The organism is Streptomyces sp. CB02959 (assembly GCF_002803155.1).
Lineage (GTDB): Bacteria > Actinomycetota > Actinomycetes > Streptomycetales > Streptomycetaceae > Streptomyces.
On record NZ_NNBP01000001.1, the window covers coordinates 695,403 to 719,464 of the forward strand.

17 protein-coding genes are annotated in these 24,062 nt (G+C 70.6%); 9 read left to right on the plus strand and 8 right to left on the minus strand.

Translation table 11 applies throughout. The features are described from left to right. Positions 1-15: 15 nt before the first annotated feature. The 4 genes from CG747_RS02910 to CG747_RS02925 all read left to right on the plus strand — a co-directional run bounded on the left by CG747_RS02910 (position 16) and on the right by CG747_RS02925 (position 5,132). Positions 16-1,815 carry an ABC transporter substrate-binding protein gene (locus CG747_RS02910; protein WP_100599963.1) on the plus strand — a complete coding sequence of 600 codons (1,800 nt, stop codon included), beginning with the start codon at positions 16-18 and terminating at the stop codon, positions 1,813-1,815. A gap of 108 nt (positions 1,816-1,923) precedes the next feature. Next, positions 1,924-2,895 carry an ABC transporter permease gene (locus tag CG747_RS02915; protein ID WP_100599964.1) on the plus strand — a complete coding sequence of 324 codons (972 nt, stop codon included), beginning with the start codon at positions 1,924-1,926 and terminating at the stop codon, positions 2,893-2,895. Positions 2,896-2,906: 11 nt separating this feature from the next. Then, positions 2,907-3,974 (plus strand): ABC transporter ATP-binding protein, encoded by a 1,068-nt coding sequence (locus CG747_RS02920; protein WP_100599965.1) that lies wholly within the window; start codon positions 2,907-2,909, stop codon positions 3,972-3,974. A 12-nt stretch (positions 3,975-3,986) separates the two neighbouring features. Beyond that, positions 3,987-5,132 (plus strand): ABC transporter ATP-binding protein, encoded by a 1,146-nt coding sequence (locus CG747_RS02925; RefSeq protein WP_100599966.1) that lies wholly within the window; start codon positions 3,987-3,989, stop codon positions 5,130-5,132. Positions 5,133-5,207: 75 nt separating this feature from the next. On the opposite strand, the gene CG747_RS02930 is transcribed toward CG747_RS02925, so the two are convergent. The 7 genes from CG747_RS02930 to CG747_RS02960 form a co-directional block, all read right to left on the minus strand. Next, entirely contained in the window at positions 5,208-6,242 is a 1,035-nt protein-coding gene (locus CG747_RS02930; RefSeq protein WP_100599967.1) for an ABC transporter ATP-binding protein, read from the minus strand. Next, positions 6,229-7,239 carry an ABC transporter ATP-binding protein gene (locus tag CG747_RS02935; protein WP_100599968.1) on the minus strand — a complete coding sequence of 337 codons (1,011 nt, stop codon included), beginning with the start codon at positions 7,237-7,239 and terminating at the stop codon, positions 6,229-6,231. Before CG747_RS02935 ends, CG747_RS02930 begins: the two co-directional genes overlap by 14 nt. A gap of 11 nt (positions 7,240-7,250) precedes the next feature. Beyond that, positions 7,251-8,234, minus strand: coding sequence for an ABC transporter permease (locus CG747_RS02940; protein WP_100599969.1), 984 nt, complete (start codon positions 8,232-8,234; stop codon positions 7,251-7,253). After that, positions 8,227-9,150 carry an ABC transporter permease gene (locus tag CG747_RS02945; protein WP_100599970.1) on the minus strand — a complete coding sequence of 308 codons (924 nt, stop codon included), beginning with the start codon at positions 9,148-9,150 and terminating at the stop codon, positions 8,227-8,229. The genes CG747_RS02940 and CG747_RS02945 overlap by 8 nt, the downstream gene beginning before the upstream one ends. Before the next feature lie 18 nt (positions 9,151-9,168). Further along, entirely contained in the window at positions 9,169-10,791 is a 1,623-nt protein-coding gene (locus CG747_RS02950) for an ABC transporter substrate-binding protein (RefSeq protein WP_100599971.1), read from the minus strand. Between the two features lie 217 nt (positions 10,792-11,008). Then, positions 11,009-12,916 (minus strand): translational GTPase TypA, encoded by a 1,908-nt coding sequence (gene typA, locus CG747_RS02955; RefSeq protein ID WP_100599972.1) that lies wholly within the window; start codon positions 12,914-12,916, stop codon positions 11,009-11,011. A gap of 185 nt (positions 12,917-13,101) precedes the next feature. Further along, the gene (locus CG747_RS02960) at positions 13,102-15,393 is read right to left on the minus strand and encodes an ABC transporter family substrate-binding protein (protein WP_100599973.1); all 2,292 of its coding nucleotides are present in this window, start codon (positions 15,391-15,393) and stop codon (positions 13,102-13,104) included. A 387-nt stretch (positions 15,394-15,780) separates the two neighbouring features. Between CG747_RS02960 and CG747_RS02965 the strand changes: the two genes are divergently transcribed. The 5 genes from CG747_RS02965 to CG747_RS02985 all read left to right on the plus strand — a co-directional run bounded on the left by CG747_RS02965 (position 15,781) and on the right by CG747_RS02985 (position 21,247). Beyond that, complete coding sequence (locus CG747_RS02965) at positions 15,781-16,089, plus strand: hypothetical protein (RefSeq protein ID WP_100599974.1); 309 nt, start codon at positions 15,781-15,783, stop codon at positions 16,087-16,089. Between the two features lie 16 nt (positions 16,090-16,105). After that, a complete protein-coding gene (locus tag CG747_RS02970; protein WP_100599975.1) occupies positions 16,106-16,933 on the plus strand; it encodes a hypothetical protein in 828 nt (275 codons plus the stop codon). 79 nt (positions 16,934-17,012) lie between these two features. After that, positions 17,013-18,935: a fumarate reductase/succinate dehydrogenase flavoprotein subunit gene (locus CG747_RS02975; RefSeq protein WP_100600082.1), complete on the plus strand. Its 1,923-nt coding sequence runs from the start codon at positions 17,013-17,015 to the stop codon at positions 18,933-18,935. Next, entirely contained in the window at positions 18,932-19,729 is a 798-nt protein-coding gene (locus tag CG747_RS02980; RefSeq protein ID WP_100599976.1) for a succinate dehydrogenase/fumarate reductase iron-sulfur subunit, read from the plus strand. The genes CG747_RS02975 and CG747_RS02980 overlap by 4 nt, the downstream gene beginning before the upstream one ends. Before the next feature lie 105 nt (positions 19,730-19,834). Beyond that, a complete protein-coding gene (locus CG747_RS02985; protein WP_100599977.1) occupies positions 19,835-21,247 on the plus strand; it encodes an amidohydrolase family protein in 1,413 nt (470 codons plus the stop codon). 43 nt (positions 21,248-21,290) lie between these two features. Here CG747_RS02985 and CG747_RS02990 read toward each other — a convergent pair whose 3' ends face one another. After that, entirely contained in the window at positions 21,291-23,843 is a 2,553-nt protein-coding gene (locus tag CG747_RS02990; protein WP_100599978.1) for a SpoIIE family protein phosphatase, read from the minus strand. Positions 23,844-24,062: the final 219 nt, after the last annotated feature.

The window sequence follows — 24,062 nt, forward strand, 5'->3', positions numbered from 1 at the left end:
GGTGCTTGGATCCTCATGAACGCACTCACTACGCGTAGAGCCCGTGCGGTACTCGTGGCCATGGCGGCCGGTTCGCTCGCCCTCACCGGCTGCAGCAGCGGCGGCGCCACGGGCAAGGACAAGTCGCAGACCGACAAGGACGCCGCGGCCCAGGCCAAGGCGGTGCCGCTGGGCAACGCCGCCCAGTCCACCGGTCCGGCGGCCCCCGTCGCGGGCGCCCAGCCCGGCGGCACCATCACCGTCTACCAGCGGGACAGCTACAACCACCTGGACCCGGCCCAGATGTACGTCAGCGACATGGGCGACCTGTCGAAGCTGATCTTCCGTGGCCTGACCACCTTCAAGCAGGACGACAAGGGCAACAAGACCGTCGTCGGCGACCTCGCCACCGACTCCGGCCAGATGTCCGACGGCGGCAAGACCTGGAAGTACACGCTCAAGGACGGCATCAAGTTCGAGGACGGCAAGCCGATCACCTCGAAGGACATCCGGCACACCTTCGAGCGGCAGTACGCCAAGTTCATCACCGAGGGCCCGACCTACGTCCAGCAGTGGCTGTCGGGTGACGGCACGACCTACCGCAAGGCGCTGCCGGACGGTCCGTACAAGGGCGACCACCTGCCCAAGTCGGTCCTGGACACCCCGGACGACCACACCGTCATCTTCCACTTCCAGAAGCCGCAGACCCAGCTGCCCTACGCGCTGACGATGGCGGGCTACAGCGTCGTCCCGGACAGCGACAAGGACACCAAGGACAAGTACGACGTCGCACCGGTCTGCTCCGGCCCGTACAAGATCTCGGACTTCAAGGCCGGCAAGTCCATGACGCTGGTGAAGAACCCCAGCTGGGACGCGAAGAGCGACCCGATGCGCCACCAGTACGTCGACGGTTTCAGCATCACCTTCAACCACCAGGCGTCCGACTCCACCAAGCGGCTGATGGCCGACAAGGGCGTGGACCAGACCGCCGTCAGCTTCACCAACGCCGTGGAGCCGACGCTCACCAAGCAGGTGCTGGACGACGCCAGCGCCAGCAAGCGCCTGATCCAGGGCTACCAGCCCTACGTCTGGCAGATGAACATGAACATGGACCGCATCAAGGACAAGAAGATCCGCGATGCGATCACCTACGCCATGCCCAACAGCCAGATCGTCCGGATCAACGGCGGCAGCTACGGCGGTGAGATCGCCGGCGGTCTGTTCGCCCCGACCGTCGCGGGCTACAAGAAGGGCTACGACCCCTACGGCAAGCTCGCCAAGCCCAACGGCGACCCGGAGAAGGCCAAGCAGCTCCTGAAGGAGGCCGGCAAGACGGGCATGAAGCTCGTCTACGCCTACTCCAACACCGAGATCCGGCAGAAGGAAGCCGTCGCGATCGCCGACGCGCTCGGCAAGGCCGGCTTCAACGTGCAGAAGAAGGAGGTCGACGCGGCCTCCTGGTACCAGCAGATGGGCAAGGTCGACAACGGCTTCGACATCTACATGACCGGCTGGGGCCAGGACTGGCCGGACGCCTCCACGGTGATCCCGCCGTCCTACGACGGCCGGCAGATCCAGGACGGTGCCGCCAACTACTCGCACGTCCGCGACCAGCACATCAGCGACGAGATCGACCGCATCAAGAAGATCACGGACATCACGCAGCAGACCGCCGAGTGGGAGAAGCTCCACCAGTACATCGTGGAGAAGGTCAACCCGGCCGCCCCGGTGTTCTACACCAAGATGCTCCAGCTGTACGGCTCGAAGATCGGTGGCGCCCGCTACAACACGGACGTCAACTACATCGACCCGACCACGCTGTTCATCAAGAAGTAAGCACCGCATGAAGGCACTCCGGAGCGCGCGCACGGCGGGGCGCGCCTCCGGGGCCTTCCCGCACCCCTCACCCCACTGCAGCCGCCGTCCTGAGAGCAGCGAATTGCCATGCTTCCCTTCCTACTTCGCCGGACGTTCGGCGCGGTCGTCACCCTCGTCCTACTGAGCGCCGTCACCTTCTTCGTCTTCTTCTCCGTGGGCGACCCCGCGATGATGGCCTGCGGCAAGAACTGCACCGCGGACAACATCGCCCTGATCCACCAGAACCTGGGCCTCGACAAGCCCCTCCCGACGCAGTACTGGGACTTCCTGGTCGGCGTCTTCGCCGGGCGTGACTTCACCCTCGGCCACTGCAGCGCCCCCTGCTTCGGCTACTCCTTCGCCACCAAGCAGGACGTCTGGTCGACGATGATGGACCGGCTGCCGACCACCGCCTCGCTGGCCATCGGCGGTGCCGTGGTCTTCCTGGTGATCGGCCTGGGTGCCGGCCTGCTGGCGGCCTGGAAGCGCGGCACGGTGCTCGACAAGACGGTCACCGGCGCGTCGATGGTGCTCAGCTCGGTGCAGATCTACATCCTCGGCCCGGTCGTGCTGGGCATCTTCGTCTACAGCGGCCTCATGGCGGCGCCCAAGTACGTGAACCTCACGACCAGCCCGGCCGGTTGGTTCATGGGCCTGCTGATCCCGTGGCTGGTGATGTCGACGATCTTCACCGCGCAGTACACCCGTATGTCGCGCTCGACGATGATCGAGCAGCTCCAGGAGGAGCACGTCCGCACCGCCAAGGCCAAGGGCATGCCGGCGCGTTACGTCTTCATGCGGTACGCCTGGCGCGGTTCGCTGATCCCGATCGTCACCATCCTCGGCATGGACCTGGGTTCGCTGTTCGGCGGCGCGATGATCACCGAGTTCACCTTCCAGCTCGCGGGGCTGGGACGGTTGGCGATCGACTCCGTGACCACCCTCGACCTGCCCATGGTGCTGGGCGTGCTGGTCTTCAGCGCGGCCCTGATCCTGGTGTTCAACATCATCGTGGATGCGGCGTACGCGTTCATCGACCCGCGCGTGCGCCTGTCCTAGGAGAACCTGACGTGACCACACCCACCAAGACCGAGGAGACACCGGTCCCGAACGGATCCGGTAGCGATTCCTTCCTCTCCGTCCGCGACCTGCATGTCCGGTTCTCCACCGAGGACGGCATCGTCAAGGCGGTCGACGGCCTCTCCTTCGACCTGGAGCGCGGCCAGACCCTGGGGATCGTCGGTGAGTCGGGCTCCGGCAAGTCCGTCACCAACCTCGCCGTGCTGGGGCTGCACAACCCCAAGTCCACGGAGATCACCGGTGAGATCCACCTGGAAGGCCAGGAGCTCACCGGCGCCAAGGAGAAGACCCTGGAGAAGCTCCGGGGCAACAAGATGGCGATGATCTTCCAGGACGCGCTGACCGCCCTGTCGCCGTACTACACCGTCGGCCGGCAGATCGCCGAGCCGTTCATCAAGCACACCGGCGCCAGCAAGCGCGAGGGCCGGCAGCGCGCGATCGAGATGCTCACCAAGGTCGGCATCCCGCAGCCCAACCTGCGGGTGGACGACTACCCGCACCAGTTCTCCGGCGGTATGCGCCAGCGCGCCATGATCGCCATGGCGCTGGTCTGCAACCCGCAGCTGCTGATCGCCGACGAGCCGACCACCGCCCTGGACGTCACCGTCCAGGCGCAGATCCTGGACCTCCTCAAGGACCTCCAGCAGGAGTTCGGCTCCGCGATCATCCTGATCACCCACGACCTGGGCGTGGTCGCCAACACCGCCGACGACCTGCTGGTGATGTACGGCGGCCGGGCGGTGGAGCGCGGTTCGGTCCGGGAGATCCTCACCGAGCCCCGGCACCCGTACACCTGGGGCCTGCTCAGCTCCATGCCGCGGCTCTCCTCGGACGTCGACGAGGAGCTGCACCCGATCCCGGGCTCCCCGCCGAGCCTCCTCAACCCGCCGTCGGGCTGCGCCTTCAACCCGCGCTGCGCCTTCACCGCGGAGGTCGACGGCGGCCTGTGCACCAGCGAGCGCCCGACGCTGGCACTGGGCCGGGCCGCCGCCTGCCACCTGAGCGCCGAGCAGAAGCAGACCTTCTTCACCGAGCAGATCAAGCCCCGGCTGGGCTAGGGAGCTACCACCATGGCCAAGAACGACACCCTGCCCGCGCCCGAAGCCGCCGCGCGCCCCCAGGGCGAGCCCCTGCTCACCGCCGAGGGGCTGACCAAGCACTTCCCGATCTACGGCGGTTTCCCGTTCAAGCGGAAGGTCGGCGCCGTCCAGGCGGTCGACGGGGTGGACCTGACCGTCCACGCCGGCGAGAGCTTCGGTCTGGTCGGCGAGTCCGGTTGCGGAAAGTCGACCACCGGCCGGCTGCTGACCCGGCTGATGGAGCCCACCTCCGGAAAGGTCACCTACGCGGGTCAGGACATCACGCACGCCAACCGCAAGCAGTTGGCGCCGATCCGCTCCGAGATCCAGATGATCTTCCAGGACCCGTACGCCTCGCTGAACCCGCGGCAGACGGTCGGCACGATCATCGGCGGCCCGATGGAGATCAACGGGATCAACCCGCCCGGCGGCCGGGAGAAGAAGATCCGGGAGCTCCTGGAGACCGTGGGGCTCAACCCCGAGCACTACAACCGCTTCCCGCACGAGTTCTCCGGCGGTCAGCGGCAGCGCATCGGGGTGGCCCGCGCGCTCGCCCTGAACCCGAAGCTGATCATCGCGGACGAGCCGGTCTCGGCGCTGGACGTCTCCATCCAGGCGCAGGTCGTCAACCTGCTCCAGGACCTCCAGCGCGAACTGGGCATCGCGTTCGTCTTCATCGCCCACGACCTGGCGATCGTCCGGCACTTCAGCGAGCGGGTCGCGGTGATGTACCTCGGCAAGATCGTCGAGGTGGGCACCCGCGACGAGATCTACAACCGGCCGCGCCACCCGTACACCCACGCCCTGCTGTCGGCCGTGCCCGAGCCGAAGCTGACGGAGGACGGCGAGGAGGACCGCCAGCGGATCCGGCTCGCCGGCGACGTCCCCTCCCCCGTCAACCCGCCGTCCGGCTGCCGCTTCCGCACCCGCTGCTGGAAGGCGCAGGAGAAGTGCGCGACGGAAGAGCCGCCGCTGGTGCAGATCGGCGGCAACGGGGACGGTCACCTGACCGCCTGCCACTTCCCGGAGGATCCGACGACCCACGGCGCGGACATCGTCCTGGACCCGGCGCTGGCGGCGATCGAGGAGACGGCCGGCACCGACGCGGCCGAAGGGGCGGACGGCTCGGCGAGCTGACCCACCCCGCCCGTAGTACGGCAGCGCCGGAGCCCGCTTCCCCCTGGGAGGCGGGCTCCGCCGCGTTCCGGCGCCCTACTCGCTCGGCACCACCCGCCGCTCCTCCGCGAAGTGGCAGGCCGAGGCGTGCCGCGCCGGGCCCTCGGTGTCGTGGAACGCCGCCGGGACCGCCAGCGGCGGCTCGACCCGGGCGCACAGCTCCTGCGCCTTCCAGCAGCGGGTCCGGAAGCGGCATCCGGACGGCGGGTCGGCCGGGGACGGGACGTCGCCGCTGAGCAGGATGCGGTCGCGGTGCGCACGGGCGTCGGGGTCGGGCACCGGGACGGCGGAGAGCAGCGCCTGGGTGTACGGGTGGGTGGGGTGGTCGTAGATCTGCTCGCCGGTGCCGAGTTCGACGATCTTGCCGAGGTACATCACCGCGACCCGGTCGGAGAGGTGGCGGACGACGGACAGGTCGTGCGCGATGAAGACGTAGGACAGCCCGAAGTCGTCCTGGAGCTGGGCCAGCAGGTTGACGACCTGGGCCTGGACGGAGACGTCGAGGGCGGAGACCGGCTCGTCCGCGACGATGATCTCCGGGCGGAGGGCCAGGCCGCGGGCGATCCCGATGCGCTGGCGCTGGCCGCCGGAGAACTGGTGCGGATAGCGGTTGACGAACTCGGGGTTGAGCCCGACGACCTCCAGGAGTTCCTGGACCCGGCGCCGGCGGTCCCCCTTGGGCGCCACCTCGGGGTGGATCTCGTAGGGCTCGCCGATGATGTCGCCGACCGTCATCCGGGGGTTCAGCGAGGTGTAGGGGTCCTGGAACACCATCTGGATGTTGCGGCGGACGGCCTTCATGGCGCGCCCGGACAGCTGGGTGATGTCCTCGCCGCGGTACCGGATGTGACCGGCCGTCGGCCGCTCCAGCCCGACCAGCATCCTGGCGACGGTCGACTTGCCGCAGCCGGACTCCCCCACGATGCCGAGGGTTTCGCCCTGCCGGAGCTCGAACGAGACCCCGTCGACCGCCTTGACCGCGCCCACCTGCTTCCTGATCAGTACGCCGCCGGTGAGCGGGAAGTGCTTGACCAGGTCGCGGACTTCGAGGAGCGGTTCACCGGGCGCCATCGAGCGTCTCCTTCCAGAAGTGGCAGGCGCTGGCCCGGCCCGGTCCGGCGTCGTAGAGCGGCGGGCGGTCGGTGCGGCAGATGTCGCGGGCCAGCGGGCAGCGGGGGTGGAAGGCGCAGCCCGGCGGGATGGCGGTGAGGTTCGGCGGCAGGCCCTTGATCGCGTGCAGCTGCTGCCCCTTGTGTCCCAGGCGGGGCACGGATTCCAGCAGGGCGCGGGTGTACGGGTGCGCGGGCGCCTTGTAGAGCTGGTGGACGGAGGCGGTCTCGACGACCCGGCCCGCGTACATCACCGCGATGGTGTCGGCGACGTCGGCGACCACGCCCAGGTCGTGGGTGATCAGGATCAGCCCCATCCGGTATTCCCGGCGCAGCTCCGCCAGCAGGTCCATGACCTGGGCCTGGACCGTGACGTCCAGGGCGGTGGTCGGTTCGTCCGCGATGATCAGGTCCGGCTCCAGGGCGAGCGCCATGGCGATCATGATGCGTTGGCGCATCCCGCCGGAGAACTGGTGCGGGTAGTCCCCGACCCGCGCCCGGGCCGCCGGGATGCCGACCCGTTCCATCAGCGCCACGGCCCTGTCGCGGGCGTCCTTGCGGGACGCCCCGCTGTGCACCCGGAACATCTCGCCGAGCTGGGCGCCGACGCTGAGCACCGGGTTCAGGGCGGAGAGCGCGTCCTGGAAGATCATCGCCATCTTGGCTCCGCGGATCCTCCGGCGCTCCTCCTTGCCCAGGGTGAGCAGGTCGCGGCCCTGGAAGAGGATCCGGCCGCCGGTGACGAAGCCCGGCGGGGTGTCGAGGATGCCCATCACGGCCTGGGCGGTGACGGACTTGCCGGAGCCGGACTCGCCGAGCACCGCCAGGGTCTGGCCGGCCGCCACGGTGTAGCTGACGCCGTTGACGGCCTTGGCCACGCCGTCCCGGGTGCGGAACTCCACCCGCAGGTCCTGGACGTCGAGCAGCGGCTCGGCCGGGGGTGCGCCGCCGTTGGTCATCTGACGCCTCCTCAGTGCAGCTTGGGGTCGAGGGCGTCGCGCACCGCGTCGCCGAGCATGATGAACGCCAGCACCGTGATGCTGAGCGCGCCCGCGGGCCAGAGGAGCATGTGGGGCGCGTTGCGGATGTGGGTGGAGGCGGCGGAGATGTCGATGCCCCAGGAGACGGTGGGCGGTTTGAGGCCCGCGCCGAGGTACGACAGCGTGGCCTCCAGGGCGATGTAGGTGCCCAGGGCGATGGTGGCGACGACGATGACGGGGGCGATGGCGTTGGGCGCGATGTGCCGCAGCAGCATCCGCCCGTTGCCGGCGCCCAGTGCCCGGGCGGCCTGGACGTAGTCGTTCTGTTTGGCGGTGACGACCGAGCCGCGGGCGATCCGGGAGATCTGCGGCCAGCCGAGCAGCACGATGAAGCCGACCACCGGCCAGACGGTGGTGCTGGTGACCACGGACAGGAAGACCAGCCCGCCGAGCAGCACCGGGATGCCGAAGAAGATGTCGGCGAGCCGGGAGAGCAGGGTGTCCCACCAGCCGCCGAAGAAGCCGGCCAGGCCGCCGAGGAGGCTGCCCAGGAGGGCGGCGCCGGCGGTGGCGCAGGTGCCGACGGTGATGGAGGCGCGGGCGCCGTAGACGACCCGGGTGTAGACGTCCCGGCCCTGGGTGTCGTAGCCGAAGGGGTGGCCGGGCGCGGCGCCCTGCTGGGCCTTGGACAGGTCGGCGCGGTACGGGTTGCCGGTGGCGATCAGCTGCGGCCAGAGGGCGATGACCACCAGGAAGACGATGACCAGCGCGGAGACCACGAAGACCGGGTTGCGGCGCAGGTCGTGCCAGGCGTCGCTCCACAGGCTGCGGGGTTTGCCGGTGGGTTCGCCGCCCGGGGGCGGGGGCCCGGCTCCGGGGGCGCGGGACAGGGATTCGGCCTCGCCGATGGCGAGCGCGGCGGTGCCGCCGTCGCCGTGGCCGATGGCTTCCTGGGGGACGTGCGGCTCACTCATAGCGGATCCTCGGGTCGAGGACGGCGTACAGCAGGTCGACCAGCAGGTTGGCGATCAGGAACACCAGCACCAGGATCGTCACGAAGCCCACCACGGTCGGCGAGTTCTGCCGGAGGATGCCCTGGTAGAGCTGGTATCCGACGCCGTGGATGTTGAAGATCCGCTCGGTGACGATGGCGCCGCCCATCAGCGCGCCGATGTCGGTGCCGATGAAGGTGACCACCGGGATCAGGGAGTTGCGCAGCAGGTGGCGGGTGATGACCCGGTGCCGGGGCAGCCCCTTGGCGATGGCGGTGCGGACGTAGTCGGCGCGGGCGTTCTCGGCGATCGAGGTCCGGGTCAGCCGGGTGACGTAGGCGAGCGAGACCAGCGCCAACACCAGGCCGGGTAGCAGCAGTTGGCCCAGTGGCGCGTCGATGGCGACGGTCGGCGCGGCCCATTCCCACTTCACGCCGAAGACGAACTGGAGCAGGTAGCCGCTGACGAAGGTCGGTACGGAGACCACGACGAGGGTCAGGACCAGCACGGTGGTGTCGATGCCGCGGCCGCGCCGGAGTCCGCTGAACACGCCCAGTGCGATGCCCACCACCATCTCGATGACGACCGCGACCACGGTGAGCCGGAGGGTGACGGGGAAGGCCGAGGCCATCAGCTCGGTGACCGGCCGGCCGTTGAAGGCGATGCCGAAGTTCCCCCGGAAGATCTGGCCCATGTAGTGCGGGTACTGCTTCCACAGCGGTTGGTCGAGGTAGAGGTCGTGGCGGATCTGCGCCGCGGTGGCGGGGTCCGGCGCGCGGTCGCCGAACATCGCGGCGACCGGGTCGCCCAGTGCGTAGACCATGAGGAAGATCAGAAAGGTGCTGCCGATGAACACCGGGACCATCTGGAGCAGCCGCCGGATCACATAACGTCCCATGAGCGCCTGCCTCCGCGGTCAGCCGACCGTGATCTCGTTGTAGACCGGCACGCTGAACGGGTTGAGCCGCACATTGCTGATCCGGTCCGAATAGCCGCCGCTGCCGTTCTGGTACCACAGCGGAATGGACGGCATCTCGCGGGCGAGGATCCGCTCCGCGTCCTGGAATTTCGCCACCGCCTGCCGGGTGTCCGGGGCGGCGTTCGCCTGGTTGACGAGTTTGTCGAATTCGGGGTTGCTGAATTTCCCGTCGTTGGAGGAGGCGTTGGTGAAGTACAGCGGCTGGAGGAAGTTCTGGATCAGCGGGTAGTCCATCTGCCAGCCGGCCCGGAACGGCCCGGTCATCTGCCTGGCGCTGATCTTGTTGCGGAAGTCCGCGAAGGTACCGACGGGATTTCCCACGCACGCCTTGTCGTTTCCCAGCGTCTTGTTGATGCTGTTGCAGACCGCGTCGACCCAGTCCTTGTGCGAGCCGGTGTCGGCGTTGTACGTGATCGTCATCCGGCCGCCGGGGAGTCCGCCGCCGTCCTTGATGGCCTGGCGGGCCTTGGCCGGGTCGAAGACGCAGGCGTCGCCGCAGACCCCCGACTGGTAGCCGCCCTTGACCCCCAGGACCGGGGAGGTCCAGTCGGTGGCGGGGGTGCGGGTGTTCTGGAAGATCTCCTTGGTGATCTGGTGCCGGTCGATCGCCATCGACACGCCGCGCCGCACCTGCTCCATCCCGGGCTTTCCCCAGTGCGGGTCGTACATGGGGAAAGTGAGGGTCTGGATGATGCCGGCCGGCTGGTTGATGTAGCGGTTGCCGAGGTCGGACCGGACGTTCTTCAGCTGGGAGGCCGGGATGTCGTCCACCAGGTCCAGGTTTCCGGCCTGGAGGTCGGTGTAGGCGGTGTCGTTGTCGGTGTAGACCCGCAGGTCGATCCCGCCGTTCTGGGCCCGGTCCGGACCCGGGTACCTCTTCCATTTCCGCATCTTCAGCACGCTGCCCTTGGCGTACGAATCCACCAGGTACGGGCCGTTGCCGATCGGCTTCTTCAGCCAGCCGGCGTGGTCGTGGAAGAACGTCTGGGGCAGCGGCATGAACGCCGAATAGCCCAGGGTGTCGGGCCAGCTTGAGAATTTCTGGTTCAGCGTGACGTCGAAGGTGTGGTCGTCCTTCAGTTGGAGTCCGGAGAGGGTTTTCGCGGTGGGCGAGCCCTGGTCCGGGTGCACCTTGTCGTAGCCGTCGATGTATTGGAAGAAGGGTGCGTTCCTCTGCTTGTTGTCCAGCAGTGCGCCGTAATTCCAGGCGTCCACGAAGGACTTGGCGGTGACCTTCTCGCCGTTGCTGAAGGTCCAGCCGCGCTTGACGGTCACGGTGTAGTGCCGGGCGTCCCTGGACTCGATCCGCTCGGCCAGGACGTTCTGGGCGGCGCCGGTCTTGGGGTCGTAGCGCTTGAGGCCGCGCAGCAGCATTTCCAGGACCTTGCCGCCCTGCACCTCGTTGGTGTTGGCCGGCTCCAGCGGATTCTGCGGGTCCCCCCAGGAGGCGCTGACCACGGCGGAGCCGCCCGGCCCGGCGGTGCCGCCCCCGCATCCGGTGGCCGCGAGGGCCGCGGCCGCCACGCAGCCGGCCCACTTCGCGCGCACGGCTCCGCGCATGGCGCCTCCTTACGGTCCGGACTCCGGGTCACCCGTGGCCGCCAGGACCACGCGTAGCCCACATCAGAGCCCAAACCAGGCCATAGCGCACCCCGGCACCGGCCGCCACTGCTCCGAACCCCCGGGAAAACCCTCGGATGACCGACGCCGTGCGGGCATACGGCGGCGCCCCGCCGGACCGTGTCCGACGGGGCGCCAGTGAAGAGCCGTGGTGGCGTCAGCCGTGCTTGGCGCGCGAGGCGCTGCGGCCGCGCTCCTTCTGGTCCAGGACGACCTTGCGGATGCGCACGGCCTCCGGGGTGACCTCGACGCACTCGTCGTCGCGGCAGAACTCCAGGGACTGCTCCAGGGAGAGCTTGCGCGGCGGCACGATCGCCTCGAACGAGTCGGCCGACGAGGACCGCATGTTCGTGAGCTTCTTCTCCTTGGTGATGTTCACGTCCATGTCGTCGGAGCGCGAGTTCTCGCCGACGATCATGCCCTCGTACACCTCGGTGCCGGGGTCGGTGAACAGCACACCGCGCTCCTGGAGGTTGGTCATCGCGAAGGCGGTGACCGCGCCCGAGCGGTCGGCGACCAGCGAGCCGTTGTTACGGGTCGTCAGGGTGCCGAACCACGGCTCGTGGCCCTCGTGGATGGAGTGCGCGATACCGGTGCCGCGGGTGTTGGTCAGGAACTCCGTGCGGAAGCCGATCAGACCGCGGGAGGGCACGACGAACTCCATGCGGACCCAGCCCGAGCCGTGGTTGGACATGTTGTCCATCCGGCCCTTGCGGACGCCCATGAGCTGGGTGACGGCACCCATGTGCTCCTCGGGCACGTCGATGGTCATGCGCTCGACGGGCTCGTAGGTCTTGCCGTCGACGTCCTTGGTGACGACCTGCGGCTTGCCGATCGTCATCTCGAAGCCCTCACGGCGCATCTGCTCGACCAGGATGGCCAACGCCAGCTCACCGCGGCCCTGCACCTCCCAGGCGTCGGGGCGCTCGGTGTCCAGGACGCGCAGCGAGACGTTACCGATCAGCTCGCGGTCCAGGCGGTCCTTGACCTGGCGGGCGGTGACCTTGCGGTCCTTGACCGCGGCCTTGGCGCTCGCGCCCTTGCCCGTGCCACCGCGGCCGACCAGCGGCGAGGTGTTGGTGCCGATGGTCATGGAGATCGCCGGCTCGTCGACCGTGATCAGCGGCAGCGCGACCGGGTTCTCCGGGTCGGCCAGGGTCTCGCCGATCATGATGTCGGGGATACCGGCGACCGCGCAGATGTCGCCCGGGCCGGCCTTCTCGGCGGGCTTGCGGGTGAGCGCCTCGGTCATCATCAGCTCGGTGATGCGGACGTTGGAGATGCTGCCGTCACGCTTGATCCACGCGACGGTCTGGCCCTTGCGCAGCTCGCCCTGCTCGACGCGGAGCAGCGCGATACGGCCGAGGAAGTTGTCGGCGTCGAGGTTGGTGACGTGCGCCTGGAGCGGCGCCTCCTCCTCGTACGTCGGGGCCGGGACGTGCGCCAGGATGGTGGAGAAGAACGGCTCCAGGTTGGTGCTGTCCGCCGGGACGGTGCCGTCCTCCGGCTTGGTCAGCGAGGCGATGCCGTCACGGCCGCAGGCGTAGACGATCGGGAACTCGATCTGGTCCTCGTCCGCGTCCAGGTCCAGGAAGAGGTCGTAGGTCTCGTTGACGACCTCGTCGATCCGGGAGTCCGGGCGGTCGGTCTTGTTGATGCACAGGATGACCGGCATCCGGGCCTGGAGGGCCTTGCGGAGCACGAAGCGGGTCTGCGGGAGCGGGCCCTCGGAGGCGTCGACCAGCAGCACGACCGCGTCCACCATCGACAGACCGCGCTCGACCTCGCCACCGAAGTCGGCGTGGCCGGGGGTGTCGATGATGTTGATCGTGATGGGCTCCCCGCCGTCCTTGGGGTGATACTTCACCGCCGTGTTCTTGGCGAGGATCGTGATGCCCTTTTCACGCTCCAGATCGTTCGAGTCCATCATGCGGTCGTCGAGGGACTCCGCGGCGTGCGCCGCGAAGGCGCCCGCCTGCTTGAGCATGGCGTCGACGATGGTCGTCTTGCCGTGGTCGACGTGGGCGACGATGGCGACGTTGCGGATGTCGTGGCGCGTGGCCATAGTGCGGCGCTTCTCCCGGAATCGTGGATGGCATCGCGTACGGTCCGGCACGCGCGCCCTGCCGGGCTTCACGACGCCACGGCCTCACCCCATGGTACGGGGCTGCGGCGGCAACGGCCGCCTCAGCCCGTACGCAGCCCCGCTGACCTGCGGTTTCTCACCGAAGATTAGCTCTGGCGTGGCCTTTACTTCGTGTAACCGATGTCCTGGAAGCGGGGGGTGGCGAAGCCGAACGCGCCGATATTGGAGAGCGTCTTCCGGGTCGCCACCAGCTCCGGCCGCTGGTACAGCGGGATCGACCCGGCGGCGGCCCAGATACGGGCGTCGGCCTGCTCGACCAGGGTGCGCGCGGCGTCCCCGTCCAGCTCCGAGGCGGCCTGGTCGAAGAGCTGGTCGATGTGGTCGGTGCCGACCCGGGTGTAGTTCTGCTCGACGGTCAGCGAGCCGTCCGGGGCCGGCTGCGGCTTGGCGAAGATCGGCCGGGCGTCGGTCGCCGGGAAGGCGGTGCCGGGCCAGGAGTACAGCGCCAGGTCGAAGTCGCCGGAGGCGATGTGGTCCTGGAAGTAGCCGGCGTCCGGGACCCGCTGGACGGCGGTCTGCACCCCGATCCGGTTCAGCATCCCGGCGATCCGCCGCCCCACGGTGCGCAGCTGCTCCGAGCCGGGCCCGTCGGGGAGGACGAAGCGCAGCGCCAGCGGCCGGCCGTCCTTCCTCATCACCGGCGCCCGGCCGGGCGCCCGGCCCGCGGCCGCCGCCGGGGAGTGCCCGGTGCCGGCCTGCCGGACGTGGAGCGGGCCGGTGCCGGTCCGCAGGGCGGCATGGCCGGCCGCGGCCCCCGGCAGGTGCGGGGCCTGCCCGGTCTCGATCAGCTCGGCGGCGCCCAGCGTCTGCGCGGCCCGCTTCTTGTAGCGCCGGTACTTCGCGTACGCCGAGGACCCGGTGTCGCCGGCGGCCGCCGCCTTCTCCGCGGCGGCCTCGGACTTGTAGAGCGCCGCGCTCTGCCGCAGCAGGGCGGACTGCTGGACCTCTGAGCCGACCGCGCCGGCGAAGGACAGCGGCGCCTCGGCGGCGGCCGGGCGGGCGCCGTCCCGGTCGGCGGCCGCGCCCGGCCGGTGCGGGTTGCGGCCGTCGGACTCGTCCGCGCCGTCCTCGTCGCCGTCGGCCCGGTCCGGCGTGACCGCGCGGCCGGCGCCGGCCCGCTCCTCCTCCGCCGGCGGCGGCACGGCCGGGCCGGACGGCTTCCAGCCGGCGTCGGCGAGCAACTTCTTGGCCGCGCCCTCGTCCGGGTCGCCGAGCGCGTCGCTGTGGTCCTCGTAACCGTGCTGCCCGGCCATCAGCAGATGGTTGCCGAGCGGTTCGGCGGGCAGGTCCAGCGGCTTGAGGACGGAGTCGGCCAGCGCCTGCCGGTCGATGGCGCGGGCCACCGCGCGGCGCACCCGCTGGTCGGCGAGCGGCCCGGCGCTGCCGTTGAGGGCCAGCTGGGTGTAGGCGGGCTCCAGGGCCTTGCGGAGGACGTAGCCGGGCAGCGCGGACTTCCGGGCGGCGGCGCCCTCGGCCTTGGCGTCCACGCCCTTGGCGGTGGCCGGCGCGGCGGCCTGGGCGACCTGCTTGGCGGCGGCCTGGTCGACCGCGGCGACGTCGACCGACCCGGCGGCCAGCGCCGCGGACCGCTTGTCCCGGGGCAGCGCGGTCAGCACCAGCCGGTCGAGCTTGGCCCGGTCGCCCCACCACGCGGGGTTGCGGACGAGGGTGACGGTGCCGCGGGCGGCGTCCCGCTTCCGCACCAGGAACGGGCCCGCCCCGACCGGGAGCTTCTCCCGCGCAGCGTCGTTGAAGGCGTTGGCCTCCCCCATCACGCTCTTGGGGTAGAGCGGGGTGAAGAGCGACTGCCAGTCGGCGTACGGGCGGGCGAAGGTGACCTTGACCTGGTGCGGTTCGGCGCCCGGCTCGACCTTGGCGATCCGGTCGTAGCCGGCGTTGCGGGCCGTCCAGTACGCGTTGTCCTTGCCGCGCAGCGCGTTCCACTGGGCGAGGAAGTCCGCGGCGCCGATCGGGCGGCCGTCGCTCCACCGCGCCTTGGGGTTGAGCTGGTAGGTGACGACCTGCCGGGGCTCTCGGGCGCTGATGTCGGCGGCGGTGAGGTAGTCGGCGTTGCGCTGCGCCCGGCCGCCGGCGTCGAGGGTGAACAGGCTGGGCAGGACGGCCCCGGTGACCCGGGTGGTGGCCGCGTCGGCGTCGCTCTGGAAGGCGTTGAAGGTCCTGGGCAGCGTGTCGATCGCCCAGCGGACCGTGCCGCCGTCCCTGACCGCCCCGCGCGGGGCCGGCGCGATGTCCTGGGACTGGGCGACGGAGGACGCGGTGTCACCCTGGCCGCAGCCGGCCAGGACCGGCAGCGGAAGCAGCACCCCCACCGCGACGAGCGCGGCACAGCGGCGCCTCCGGCACACCGCGCCGCCCGAGCTGACGTGGTCGGTCATGACTGTTCCCTCCGGCTCGCCCGCGCCGCGCCGAGTCGCAGTAACACGTCCGGCCGACTTTGCGGCTCATCACATCTATGGGCTCCCTACTGAAGGTGACCCTCCGCTTCCGGGCGCCCCGACACGTCGACGACCCGCCGAAGGCCACCCGCCCGGCCCAATCCAGGCCCCGCGGGCCGGCGGACCAGGGGGCGCACCGGCCGCGTCGCGCGCCCGCGAACCCGTTCCACTCGCACCCGAGTTCGACGCTCCGTGGGGTGAAGCGGGTCCGGAACGCACCGGTTCGAGTCGTACTCGTGCCTGCCCCCTTCCCAAGCCCTACTGTGACGCGCGACACTCTCGGGCGCATGAGATCGCCCACCACACGTCACGAAGTGAGGGCATGTGATGTCCGTACAGGACGACTTGACGGCGGTTGAACGCAGCCTGGACGCCCTGGTCCAGGCGGTCGGAAAACTGGAGACGCGGATCGGCGGCGGGCTGGACATCCGCCGGGTCCGCAGCGACACGGACCACCTGCGGGAGAGCCTGGCGCTGCTCAAGCAGAGCCAGGCCGGCGCCCCGCCCGGCCGGCCCGCCGGGCCCGCCAAGAACGAGGACGAGATGGTGCCGGTCCCCGACACCCCCTACAACGCCGCGCTCTGGACGGACGCCGAGGACGAGGGCCTGGGCGCCAAGGACCGGCACGCGCCGTAAGGACGGAGACGTAACGTTGGCCACTGGCATCGAACCCGCTCCGCAATCGGGCGCAACCGGCGTGCACGATGCCTCGCGCGCCGCCATCCCCGCCCGCCACCTGCGCACCGACCGCTGGTGGCTGGCGCCGGCCGGCACCGCCGCCGGACTGCTCGCGTTCGTCGTCTACTCGACCTGGCGGGCGTTCGCGAACGCCGACTACTACCACGCCCCCTACGTCTCGCCGTTCTACTCGCCGTGCCTGGCGGAGAACTGCCACACCATGCGCGGCGGCCCCAACTGGGACCTCTTCGGCAGCTGGTGGGGCCTGTCCCCCGCGCTGCTCATCCTGATCTTCCCGCTGGGCTTCCGGCTGACCTGCTACTACTACCGGAAGGCGTACTACCGGGGCTTCTGGGCCTCCCCGCCGGCCTGCGCGGTCGCCGAGCCGCACAAGAAGTACACCGGCGAGACCCGCTTCCCGCTGATCCTCCAGAACGTCCACCGCTACTTCTTCTACTTCGCGGTGCTGGTCGCCGGCGTCCTCACCTACGACACCGTGCTGACCTTCCGCGACGACCACTACCGCTGGGGCCACATGGGCCTGGGCTCGCTGGTCTTCCTCGCCAACATCGTGCTGATCTGGGCCTACACCCTCTCCTGCCACTCCTGCCGGCACATCGTCGGCGGCCGGCTGCGGCACTTCTCCAAGCACCCGGTGCGCTACCGGATGTGGGGCTGGGTCAGCAGGCTCAACGCCCGCCACATGCTGCTCGCCTGGTCCTCGCTGATCAGCGTGGCGCTGGCGGACTTCTACGTCTTCCTGCTGGCCAGCGGCGCGTTCGAGGACCCGCGCTTCTTCTGACGCACGGCGGCCGAGGAAATCCAAGGGACCCCGAAGAACCCGAGAGAACCGAAGAGACCCGAGGGAAGGTGTGCCGCTGATGGCGCATGTGGACCGGCAGACCTGGGACGTGGTCGTGGTGGGCGCGGGCGGTGCCGGGCTGCGCGCCGCCATCGAGGCCCGCGAGGCGGGCATGCGGACGGCGGTGATCTGCAAGTCCCTGTTCGGCAAGGCCCATACGGTGATGGCCGAGGGCGGTATCGCGGCCAGCATGGGCAACGCCAACGAGCACGACAACTGGCAGGTGCACTTCCGGGACACCATGCGCGGCGGGAAGTTCCTCAACCACTGGCGGATGGCCGAGCTGCACGCCCGCGAGGCCCCGGACCGGGTCTGGGAGCTGGAGACCTGGGGCGCGCTCTTCGACCGCACCCCGGACGGCCGGATCTCCCAGCGGAACTTCGGCGGCCACGAGTACCCGCGGCTGGCGCACGTCGGCGACCGGACCGGCCTGGAGCTGATCCGCACCCTCCAGCAGAAGATCGTCTCGCTCCAGCAGGAGGACGAGCGGGTCTCCGGCTCGTACGAGGAGGGGCTGAAGGTCTTCCAGGAGTGCACGGTCACCCGCGTGCTGAAGGCGGACGGCAAGGTCGCCGGCGTCTTCTGCTACGACCGGGAGTCGGGCCGCTTCTTCGTGCTGGAGGCGCCGGCCGTGGTGCTGGCCACCGGCGGCATCGGCAAGTCCTTCAAGGTGACCTCGAACTCCTGGGAGTACACCGGCGACGGGCACGCGCTGGCGCTGCTGGCCGGCGCGCCGCTGATCAACATGGAGTTCGTCCAGTTCCACCCGACCGGGATGGTCTGGCCGCCGTCGGTCAAGGGCATCCTCGTCACCGAGTCGGTGCGCGGCGACGGCGGGGTGCTCCGCAACAGCGAAGACAAGCGGTTCATGTTCGACTACATCCCGGACGTCTTCAAGGAGAAGTACGCCGAGACCGAGGCCGAGGGCGACCGCTGGTACGAGGACCCCGACCGCAACCGCCGACCGCCCGAGCTGCTGCCCCGCGACGAGGTGGCGCGGGCCATCAACGCCGAGGTCAAGGCGGGCCGCGGCTCCCCGCACGGCGGGGTCTTCCTGGACGTCTCGACGCGCATGCCGGCCGAGGTGATCACCCGCCGGCTGCCGTCCATGCACCACCAGTTCAAGGAGCTGGCGGACGTGGACATCACCGCCGAGCCGATGGAGGTCGGCCCGACCTGCCACTACGTGATGGGCGGGGTGGAGGTGGACCCGGACACCGCGGCGGCGACCGGGGTGCCGGGGCTGTTCGCGGCCGGCGAGGTGGCCGGCGGGATGCACGGCTCCAACCGGCTGGGCGGCAACTCCCTCTCGGACCTGCTGGTCTTCGGCCGCCGCGCCGGGCTGTACGCGGCCGAGTACGTCAGCGGGCTGCGGGCCCGGCCGGCCACCGAACCGCGCGGGATCGACGCCGCCGAGGCGGAGGCGCTGCGCCCGTTCAGCGCCGAGGACGGCCGCGGCCCGGCGGAGAACCCGTACACCCTGCACCAGGAGCTCCAGCAGTCGATGAACGACCTGGTCGGCATCATCCGCCGGGAGGGCGAGATGGCCGAGGCGCTGGAGCGGCTGGCGAAGCTGCGGGCGCGGGCGCGGCGGGCCGGGGTGGAGGGCCACCGGCAGTACAACCCGGGCTGGCACCTCTCCCTCGACCTGCGGAACATGCTGCTGGTCAGCGAGTGCGTGGCGCGGGCGGCCCTGGAGCGCACCGAGAGCCGGGGCGGGCACACCCGGGACGACCATCCGGAGATGGACCGGCGCTGGCGCAACGTCAACCTGGTCTGCGAACTCGCCGACGACCAGACCGAGTCGGGCGCGGCGGACCCGGCGCTGGGCCAGATCCGGCTCTCCCGCCGCGAGACCCCGCCGATCCGTCGCGATCTCCTCGAACTCTTCGACAAGGACGAGCTGGTGAAGTATCTGACGGACGAGGAGCTGAGCCGGTGAGCGAGCGTCAGGCGGAGCAGCGGTCCGGCGCCTACCAGGCGCACTTCCGGGTGTGGCGGGGCGACGCGGACGGCGGCGCGCTGCGGGACTTCGAGGTGGAGGTGCACGAGGGCGAGGTGGTGCTGGACATCATCCACCGCCTCCAGGCGACCCAGGCGCCGGACCTCGCGGTCCGCTGGAACTGCAAGGCCGGCAAGTGCGGTTCGTGCAGCGCGGAGATCAACGGGCGGCCGCGGCTGATGTGCATGACCCGGATGTCGGTCTTCGGGCGCGCCGAGACCATCACCGTCACCCCGATGCGGACCTTCCCGGTCCTGCGCGACCTGGTCACCGACGTCTCCTTCAACTACACCAAGGCGCGCGAGGTCCCGTCGTTCGTACCGCCCGCCGAACTGGGGCCGGGCGAGTACCGGATGCGGCAGGAGGACGTGAACCGGTCACAGGAGTTCCGCAAGTGCATCGAGTGCTTCCTGTGCCAGAACACCTGCCATGTCGTACGGGACCACGAGGAGAACAAAACGGCCTTCGCCGGCCCGCGGTTCCTGATGCGGATCGCCGAGCTGGACATGCACCCGCTGGACGCCGCACCGGCCCGCGGACTGGACCGCAAGGTCAGCGCGCAGGACGAGCACGGGCTCGGCTACTGCAACATCACCAAGTGCTGCACGGAGGTCTGCCCCGAGAACATCAAGATCACCGACAATGCGCTGATCCCGCTGAAGGAACGCGCCGCGGACCGCAAGTACGACCCTCTGGTGTGGCTCGGGAACAAGATCCGGCGACGGACGGAATGACCCGCCTCGCGCCCGAGTAGCCCTACTTGCAGTATTTCTGACGCAGCATCACATGGCTGGAAACCTCCTTACGGCGAATTCGAACAGCCGCGGTATAAGAACGGAATGAATCTTCCGAAATTGAACCGGCGACGGGTGCTGGCCGGCCTGGGCACGGTCCCCCTGGCCGCCGCGGCCGGCTTCCCCGCACTCGCCCAGGACCGCCCAGACCGCCCGACGGAGGCACCCGGCCGCCGCCGGACCACCCTGCTGCGCGGCGCCGACCTGGTCCTCACCATGGACCCCCGCGTCGGCGACGGCCCGCTCGGCCAGTTGGAGAACGGCGTCGACGTGCTGCTCCGGGACGGCACCGTCGCCGCCGTCGGCCGCGCCCTGACCGCCCCGGCCGACGCCCGCGTGCTGGACGCCCGCGGCAAGATCGTGCTGCCGGGCTTCGTCGACCTGCACAACCACCTGTGGCAGTCCAGCATCCGCGGCGGCTGCGCGAACGAGGACCTCTACGGCTGGCTGGGCGACTGCAACCGCGTCGCGCTCCCCAAGATCGGCCCCCAGGACATGTACCGCTTCGTCCACCTGGCCGCGCTCGACGCCCTCCAGGCGGGCGTGACCACCCTCGTCGACTGGGTGCACCCCATCCCGTACGACACCAGCGAGCGCTACATCAAGGCGCTGGACGACTCCGGTCTGCGCTTCGTCTACGCCTCGACGCAGAGTGCCGCCGACGCCCACCTCATCCCCAGGATCAAGAAGGACTTCCTGGACCCGCTGCCGCTGGCCTCCGTCCAGGTCTCCGCGCACGCCGGGATGGCGCAGATCAAGGACCTGCGCACGCTCTACGCGGTCGCCCGCGACCTGGGCGTGATGTTCAACTCGCACGTCCTGGAGAACAAGGGCGACCGCAAGGACGACCCGATCCGCTCGCTGCGCGAGATCGACGCGTTCGGTCCGAACCTGCTGATGAACCACGCGATCCACCTCACCGACGAGGAGATCGCGCTGGCCGGCGCGCACGACGTGCGGATCGCGCACTGCCCGCTGAGCAACATGCGGTTGGCTTCCGGCATCTGCCCGCTGCCGGCGTTCCACCAGCACGGCGTCAAGGCCGGGCTCGGCCACGACGGCGGGACCAACGACACCTCGGACATGTTCAACGTGATGAAGGCGGCGGTCGGCCTCCAGCGGGCCCGCCACGAGGACGCCGGGATCCACCCGACCATCCCGGCGGTGCTGCGGATGGCGACCCTGGGCGGCGCGGAGGCCATCGGGATGGCGGACCGGGTCGGTTCGCTGACCCCGGGCAAGCGCGCCGACGTCGTCGTCCTGGACCCCGGCACGCTCAACTTCGCCCCGCGCTTCGACTGGACCAGCCAGATCGTCCTCAACGGCCAGCCGCCGAACGTCAGCGAGGTCTTCGTCGACGGCCACCTGCGCAAGTCGCAGGGCCACCTGCTGCACGTCGACCCCGAACGCGTCGTCCGCGAGGCCGAACTGGCCGCCACGCACCTCCGCGACGCCTGACCCGTCCCACCGCGCCCGGGTCCGTCCACCCGGGTTCCCCGCCTCAGAACAGGCTCAGCAACGCCTCCGCCGGGTCCATCGGCGTCGCGTCGCCGTCCGGCAGGGCGAGCTCGAACCAGACGGTCTTGCCGCGCGGCGTACGCCGGCTGCCCCAGCTCTCGCTCAGCAGGCCGACGAGTTGCAGACCGCGGCCGCCCTCGTCGGTGTCCCGGGCCCGCCGCCGCCGCGGCTGGGCGAGATCGGCGTCCCAGACCTCGCAGACCAGCGTCCGGTCCAGCAGCAGCCGCAGCCGGATCTCCCCGTGCCCGTGCCGCAGCGCGTTCGTCACCAGCTCGCTGACCAGCAGCTCCGTGGTGTCGACCAGGGCCTGCAGCCCCCAGTCGGTGAGCTGGTCGCGGGCCAGCTCCCGGGCACGGGCGACCGAACGCGGCTCGGGCGCCAGGCTCCAGTCGCCCACCGCGTCCTTGGGCAGCCCGTGCACCCGGGCCATCAGCAGCGCGATGTCGTCCTCGCCGTGCGAGGTGTCCAGGGCGGACAGGACGTGGTCGCAGACGTCCTCCAGCGGCCGGCCGGCGTCCGAGAGCGCGCGGCGGAACGCCTGGAGCCCCTCGTCCAGCGGATGGTGCCGGGACTCCACCAGGCCGTCGGTGTACAGCGCGAGCAGCGCGCCGTCCGGCACCTCGACCTCGATCTCCTCGAACGGCTCCCCGCCGACGCCCAGCGGCATCCCCGGCGGGACGTCCAGCAGCAGCGCCTCCTCGCCCTCCTCGACCAGCACCGGCGGCAGGTGCCCGGCGTTGGCGAAGGTGCACATCCGGGTGATCGGGTCGTAGACGGCGTAGACGCAGGTGGCGAGGTAGACCTCGGAGAGGTCCGCGGTCCGGGCCGAGCGGCCCTGGGCCGGGCCGCCCGCCGGGGCCCCCGAGCGGCTGCGCGCGGACCGCGCCATGGCCCCCCGGTCGCCGCTGTCGCCCAGCCCCCGCGCGATCTCGTCCAGCGCCCCCAGGACCTCGGCCGGCTCCAGGTCCAGCAGCGCCAACGTGCGGACCGCGGTGCGGAGTTCGCCCATCGCGACCGCGGCGCGCAGGCCCCGGCCCATGACGTCGCCGACGACCAACGCGGTGCGGTGGCCGGGGAGTTCGATGACGTCGAACCAGTCGCCGCCGACCTCGGTGGCGGTGGTGCCGGGAAGGTAGCGGCAGGCGATGTCGAGGCCGGCCGCCTCCGGGTCGCCGGGCGGCAGCAGGCTGCGCTGCAGTATCAGGGCGCGCTCGTGCTCCCGGCGGTAGAGGCGGGCGTTGTCGATGCAGACCGCGGCGCGGGCCGCGAGTTCGACCGCCAGCGCGGTGTCCCGCTCGCCGAACGGTTCGCTGCCCTTCGTACGGGAGAACTGCACCAGGCCGACGACGGTGTCCCGGGCGACCATCGGCACCGCGAGCGTGGAGTGCACCACCGCGCCCAGCTCCGGCCCCTCCTCGCTCTCCCGGCCGGGGATGATCTGCGCCTGGGCGGTCCGCAGGGCGGCCGCGCACGGGGAGTTGAACGGGTAGCGGTGGACGGCGCCGACCGCGACCGGCGTCTCCTCGGGCGCCCCACCGGGGAGCGGGGCGTCGGAGACCGCGCTGGCGAAGGCGACCCGGCGCAGCTCCGCACTGCCGTCGCTCATCCCGGGCTGCGCCTCGTCGCCGGCCAGCAGCCCCTGGTAGAGGTCGACCGACGCCAGGTCGCAGAACTGCGGTACGGCGACGTCGAGCAGGGTGCGGGCGGTGGTCTCCAGGTCGAGGGAGTTGCCTATCCGGGCGCCGGCTTCGTTGAGCAGCGCGAGGTTGCGGCGGGCGTTGGCGGCCTCGCGTTCGGCGCGGCGGCGGCCGGTGACGTCGGAGGCGAGCGCAGCGACGCCGATGGGGCGACCGCTGGCGCCGTGCAGCCGGTAGAGCGAGATCGACCAGCGGCGGCGGTCGTCCTCGCCGGGGACGTGGCCGACCAGTTGCATCTCGCTGACGGGTTCGCCGGTCTCCAGGACACGGCGCAGGGCGACGGTCATCCGCTCGGCCTCGGGGCGGGGCAGGAAGTCGTGCGGGGTGCCGCCCCGGTACTTGCTCGCCGGACCGCCGAAGACGGTGGCGAAGCGCTCGTTGACCCGCAGCAGCTTCAGGTCGGTGCCGAACAGGGTGAAGCCCATGGGGGATTGACCGAAAACGGCCTGCGCGGCCGCGAGATCGGTCTCGATGCCGCGGAGCGCCCGGACGTCGACGACTAGACAAACCGCGCCGCGTTCGCCGTCCTCGTTCTCGGCCGGCATGACGTAGATCTCGGCGAGCCCGTCCACCGCGCCGTCCGCCTCCCGGCGGTAGGGCACCAGACCGGTCCACTCCCGACCGTCGAGGATCTCGGAGACCTTGCGGCGCCCGGTCTCGCGGAACTCGCTGGGGACGAAGGCCTCGACGGGGTCCTTGCCGAGGGCGTGGCGGGCGGGGATGCCGAGCATCTGCGCGGCCCGCTCGCTCCACTGGTCGACGCGTCCGTCGGGGCCGAGCGAGAACGAGGCGACCTTGATGTAGTCGTAGATCGATCCGGGCCGACTGCTCTGCCACACGGGCGCGCCCTGCGGCTCGCGGGCATGGCGATGTCCGCCTGGGTCCACCGGGCCGTACGTACCGTCCCGGCCACCGTTCTGCGCAGGTACCACCCCGCCAGATGACTTCTCGCTCACGAGCCCCGTCCCCTCCAGCTCATCGTGCCCGGACCGGACCTGCCGAGTATTCCAGCACCTCGGCTATCCGGAACACGGTCTTCACGATCACAGCACAGTCTC

What these genes read in the sequence shown, in the direction of transcription:
- CG747_RS02940 (WP_100599969.1), bottom strand. Translation starts at nt 8,234, where the DNA reads ATGAGTGAGCCGCACGTCCCCCAGGAAGCCATCGGCCACGGCGACGGC.
- CG747_RS02930 (WP_100599967.1), bottom strand. Translation starts at nt 6,242, where the DNA reads ATGGCGCCCGGTGAACCGCTCCTCGAAGTCCGCGACCTGGTCAAGCAC.
- CG747_RS02915 (WP_100599964.1), top strand. Translation starts at nt 1,924, where the DNA reads ATGCTTCCCTTCCTACTTCGCCGGACGTTCGGCGCGGTCGTCACCCTC.
- CG747_RS02985 (WP_100599977.1), top strand. Translation starts at nt 19,835, where the DNA reads ATGAATCTTCCGAAATTGAACCGGCGACGGGTGCTGGCCGGCCTGGGC.
- CG747_RS02910 (WP_100599963.1), top strand. Translation starts at nt 16, where the DNA reads ATGAACGCACTCACTACGCGTAGAGCCCGTGCGGTACTCGTGGCCATG.
- CG747_RS02935 (WP_100599968.1), bottom strand. Translation starts at nt 7,239, where the DNA reads ATGACCAACGGCGGCGCACCCCCGGCCGAGCCGCTGCTCGACGTCCAG.
- CG747_RS02965 (WP_100599974.1), top strand. Translation starts at nt 15,781, where the DNA reads ATGTCCGTACAGGACGACTTGACGGCGGTTGAACGCAGCCTGGACGCC.
- CG747_RS02945 (WP_100599970.1), bottom strand. Translation starts at nt 9,150, where the DNA reads ATGGGACGTTATGTGATCCGGCGGCTGCTCCAGATGGTCCCGGTGTTC.
- typA (WP_100599972.1), bottom strand. Translation starts at nt 12,916, where the DNA reads ATGGCCACGCGCCACGACATCCGCAACGTCGCCATCGTCGCCCACGTC.
- CG747_RS02925 (WP_100599966.1), top strand. Translation starts at nt 3,987, where the DNA reads ATGGCCAAGAACGACACCCTGCCCGCGCCCGAAGCCGCCGCGCGCCCC.
- CG747_RS02975 (WP_100600082.1), top strand. Translation starts at nt 17,013, where the DNA reads ATGGCGCATGTGGACCGGCAGACCTGGGACGTGGTCGTGGTGGGCGCG.
- CG747_RS02960 (WP_100599973.1), bottom strand. Translation starts at nt 15,393, where the DNA reads ATGACCGACCACGTCAGCTCGGGCGGCGCGGTGTGCCGGAGGCGCCGC.
- CG747_RS02950 (WP_100599971.1), bottom strand. Translation starts at nt 10,791, where the DNA reads ATGCGCGGAGCCGTGCGCGCGAAGTGGGCCGGCTGCGTGGCGGCCGCG.